Consider the following 4399-nt stretch of genomic DNA (forward strand, 5'->3'; position numbering starts at 1 on the left):
GGCATCCTCCGCGCACTGGCGGACGAGGGCCACGCCATCGTGCTTGCCACCCACGACGTGGAACTGGCCGCGGAAGTGGCCCACCGGGTGGTGATCCTGGCCCAGGGCGAGATCGTCGCCGACGGCCACGCGGCGGAAGTGGTCACCTCCTCGCCCGCCTTCGCCCCCCAAGTGGCCAAGATCCTGGCACCGGAACGCTGGCTGACCGTCCCCCAGGTGCGCGCCGCGCTGCGCGCGGAGGGCGAACCGCCGGACGAACCCGCCGACGAGGGGGCGTCGGAGTGAACACGCCCCGCCCCCCGCGATCCACCGCACCGCGGCCCCTGCGTCTCGGCCCCCGTTCCGTCACCGCCCTCGCGCTGACCAGCGCCAGCGGCGTCGTCGCCTTCGGCTGGCCGCTCCTCGCCGACTCCACCTCCGGACTCGCGCACTCCCAGGACGCGCCCTGGCTCTTCGCCGCGCTGCTGCCCCTGCTGCTCGCCGTCGTCGTCGCGACGATCGCCGACACCGGGATGGACGCGAAGGCCGTCGCGATGCTGGGTGTACTCGCCGCGGCGGGGGCGGCGCTCCGGCCGCTCGGGGCCGGCACGGCGGGTCTGGAGCCGATGTTCTTCCTGATCGTGCTGTCCGGACGCGTCCTGGGACCGGGGTTCGGCTTCGTGCTGGGCGCGCTGTCGATGTTCGCCGGGGCACTGCTCACCGGTGGGGTCGGACCGTGGATGCCGTTCCAGATGCTCACCATGGGCTGGGTCGCCATGGGCGCCGGTCTGCTGCCCGCGACCGACCGGCTGCGCGGGCGGCGGGAGTTGCTGCTGCTGGCCGCCTACGGCGCACTCGCCGCGCTGCTGTACGGGCTGGTGATGAACCTCCAGGGCTGGCCCTACATCGCGGGCCTCGGCTCCGGCGTCTCCTTCGTCCCCGGCGACCCGCTGGCCGAGAACCTGGCACGCTACGTCGCGTACGTACTGGCCACCTCACTCGGCTGGGACGTACCGCGAGCCGCGCTGACGGTGCTCCTCACCCTCACCCTCGGCGGCACCGTGCTGCGCGCGCTGCGCCGCGCCACGCGCCGAGCGGCCTTCGACGCACCGGTGACCTTCGAGCCGCGCCCTTGACAGGCCCGCGGCGCGGGGGCGGGCGGCTGTGCGGCACGATGGGCGACATGAGCATCGTGAAGATCAACGCCCTCACCGTCCCGGCGGACCAACGGGAGGTGCTGGAGAAGCGCTTCAGCGCGCGGGCCGGCGCCGTCGAAGGGTCGGACGGCTTCGAATGGTTCGAGCTGCTGCGCCCGCTGGAGGGCACCGACCAGTACCTCGTGTACACCAAGTGGCGCAGCGAGGAGGACTTCCAGGCGTGGATGTCGGGCCCCGCCAAACGCGCGCACGGCGAGGGCAAGGGTGAGGGTGAGCGGCCGAAGCCGGCGTCCACGGACTCGACCCTGTGGTCCTTCGAAGTGGTCCAGCAGGAAGGGCCGAAGCGCGCCTGACAGAGAAAGCCGTGTTGACCTCCTTGGCCAATCGGCCATGCGACCCTTCCCGCGCTTCCTGCAGCTCGCGGACCAACTCCCCGATACACCTGCGGAGAAGCCCCGTCGACGGCCCACTGACCCCCGGCGGGCAGCATCACGGGTAGGCCGGCAGGCGGATCAGCCGCTCGGCGGTACGCCTCAGGCCGCACACGATCCCCACCTCAGAGCGACTCGGACGCTGGCTTCCCCGAGCCGCCCGGACCCCTGCAGCTGGAGAGTGTGGGCAGGGCTGCTCACCAAGCTCCAGCCGCGAGCCAACACGCACGGTCGCATCGGGTGGACGGTGAACGTCGACTCCACGATCTGCCGGACTCACCAGCACGCCGCCGGGGCACGCCGGGACGGAAGCGAGAGCTCCCGGCCCGCGATTCTTTCCCGCGCGGGGGTTGAAGGTGGCCGGGCCCCAGTGTAATTTCCCTTCAATCACGCTGAACACTGTGTTCAGTGAGAGAGATAGGGATGTTCGATGGCGCAGGTGACGCAGCCTCAACCGGGCCCCGAGGCGGAGGAGGTCCGCCTCGGGATCGCGATCCGGGCGTACCGGACGATGCGCCGGATGACGCTGCGCAGCCTCGCCGCCGAGGCGGGGGCCAGCCCCAGCTTCATCAGCCAGCTTGAACACGGGCGCACGAGTGTGAGCGTCGGGATGCTGCGGCGGATCGCCGGAGCCCTCGGCATCACGGTCGCCGACCTGTTCGCGCCCGGCGCATCGGTCGGCCACCGGGTCGTCCGCCACGCCGATCGGCCCGAACTCCCTGCGGGCCCGGGTACCCGTAAGTACCTCATCACGCCCCGGCCCCTGCAGAACCTGGAGATCTACGGCGGGGAGTTCGACCCCGGAGCCTCCACCGGGGACGAGCCCTACGCCCACGGAGACGCCCAGGAGATCTTCATGGTGCTCCGCGGCCGCATCGTGTTGTGCCTCGGACCCGCGGAGTCCGCCGCCTGCCACGAACTGGCGGCCGGCGACACCAGCGAGTACCGCACGTCCACCCCCCACCGCATGGTCAACGAGGGTTCCGAGCCCGCGGAAGTCCTCTGGATCATCAGCCCGCCCACCCGCACGGGCGCCTGACCGGCGTCCGACCCCGAGCCCCGCCCACCACGAGCTCCCCGCCGGCGATCCCCTCACCCCGGCGCCGCCCCGTCGTACCCCTGCGACCCCCACGCGCTCGGGCACGGATCCAACACAGTGACCATCAGCCCCCGAGAGGTTCACCATGCCCTCCACACCACGTCCCCTCACCACCGCCGCTGTCGCCGCCGGCGCCGCCGCGCTGCTTCTCGTGTCCGCCTGCGGAGGCCCCTCCGGCCCCAAAGAGGTCGACCTCGGCTCCGGCCCCGCGAAGGCGGGCGCCGTCAAGAAGGGCGCCCTGAAGGGCGTCGACCTCACCTTCACCTCGTACGGCGGCTTCTACCAGGACGGGCAGGAGAAGGCCGCGATCGACTCCTTCAGCAAGGCCTCCGGGGCCAAGGTGCTCCAGGACGGGCCCACCGACTACGCCAAGCTCCAGGCGCAGGTCAAGAGCCGCAACGTGACCTGGGACGTGGTGGACACCGACGGGATCTGGTCCGGTGCCCACTGCGGGGACCTGCTCCAGCCGCTGGACTACAAGGTGATCGACAAGTCCAAGGTCCCCGAGGGCATGGCCACCAAGTGCTCGGTACCGGCCATGGAGTACGGCGTCGTGCTCGTCTACGACAAGAAGAAGTACGGGGCGAAGCCCCCGCAGGGATGGCAGGACTTCTTCGACACGAAGAAGTTCCCCGGCAAGCGCGCGATACCAGGCATCCCGGGCGACGCCTCACCCGGGCCGATGGAGGCCGCCCTGACCGCCGACGGCGTCGCGGCCGACGAGCTCTACCCGCTGGACGAGGACCGGGCGCTCAAGAAGCTCAGCTCGGTCCGCTCCGACACGGTGTTCTGGAAGACCGGCGCCGAGGCCCAGCAGCTGCTGGAGTCCGGTGAGGTCGACATGGCCATGATGTGGACGGGACGCGCCTACGCGGCGGTCAAGAACGGCGCCCCGTACGCGGCACAGTGGAACCAGTGGCTGCCGGTGATGGACACCCTGAGCGTTCCCAAGGGGGCGAAGAACCCCAAGGCCTCCATGGCCCTGATCAACCACTATCTGGGCGCGAAGCAGCAGGAGAAGCTCACCGAACTGACCTCCTACTCACCGGTCAACACCGATGCCGACCCCAAGCTGGACAAGCTCGGCGCCTCCTACCTCACCACCCGCCCCGGGCTGAAGAAGAAGGCCCTGCCCGTCGACCCGGCCTGGTGGTCGAAGCACCAGAAGGCGATGACCGAGAAGTGGGCCGCATGGCTGGGCGCCTGACCCGGGGACGGTCCTTGTCATGGCTGTGCTGAACAAGACCGTGGCCGCGCCCGGCGCACCCGCCGGGCGGGCCGGCGCCGACGGCGGCAGGGGTTACGCGCTGCTGCTGCTCCCCCCGCTGGTCACCCTCGCCGCGTTCTTCCTCTACCCCCTCGGGTCCGCGCTGTGGAGCGCGTTCACCGATCCCCGGCCGGGGCTGGTCAACTTCGCCTGGTTCTTCGGGGAGCGAGGCAACCTGGAGATCCTGGGCAGGACGTTCGTCACCGCCGGGTGGGTGACTCTCTTCGCACTGGTGCTGTCCTACCCGTACGCCTATGCGATGAGCATCGCCTCTCCGCGTGCCCGGATGTGGCTCACGCTGCTGGTGCTCGTGCCGTTCTGGACCAGCCTGATGGTGCGCACCTTCGCCTGGGTGATCCTGCTCCAGGACACCGGCGTCATCAACCAGGGCCTGGGGTCGGCCGGTCTGGGCCCGGTGCAGCTCATCCGCACCCAGACCGGCGTGGTGATCGGCATGGTGCAGCTC

At 70.8% G+C, this 4399-nt stretch carries 5 protein-coding genes and 1 pseudogene; all 6 read left to right on the forward strand.

The window, feature by feature from the left end; translation table 11 throughout:
* Positions 1 to 285: pseudogene (locus ACRDP3_RS22935) on the forward strand (cobalt ABC transporter ATP-binding protein); the annotation flags it as partial.
* Positions 282 to 1115, forward strand: a complete 834-nt coding sequence (locus ACRDP3_RS22940) for an ECF transporter S component (RefSeq protein ID WP_431518890.1) — start codon at positions 282 to 284, stop codon at positions 1113 to 1115. The pseudogene ACRDP3_RS22935 and the gene ACRDP3_RS22940, both read left to right, overlap by 4 nt.
* A 47-nt stretch (positions 1116 to 1162) precedes the next feature.
* The gene (locus tag ACRDP3_RS22945) at positions 1163 to 1489 is read left to right on the forward strand and encodes an antibiotic biosynthesis monooxygenase family protein (protein ID WP_431518891.1); all 327 of its coding nucleotides are present in this window, start codon (positions 1163 to 1165) and stop codon (positions 1487 to 1489) included.
* Between the two features lie 508 nt (positions 1490 to 1997).
* Positions 1998 to 2606: a helix-turn-helix domain-containing protein gene (locus tag ACRDP3_RS22950; protein WP_431518892.1), complete on the forward strand. Its 609-nt coding sequence runs from the start codon at positions 1998 to 2000 to the stop codon at positions 2604 to 2606.
* Positions 2607 to 2751: 145 nt separating this feature from the next.
* Entirely contained in the window at positions 2752 to 3873 is a 1122-nt protein-coding gene (locus tag ACRDP3_RS22955) for an ABC transporter substrate-binding protein (RefSeq protein ID WP_431518893.1), read from the forward strand.
* Positions 3874 to 3892: 19 nt separating this feature from the next.
* Positions 3893 to 4399 (forward strand): ABC transporter permease (locus tag ACRDP3_RS22960; protein WP_431518894.1); only part of this gene is annotated, 507 nt, incomplete at its 3' end.

It is taken from the genome of Streptomyces sp. (assembly GCF_050698815.1).
GTDB lineage: Bacteria > Actinomycetota > Actinomycetes > Streptomycetales > Streptomycetaceae > Streptomyces.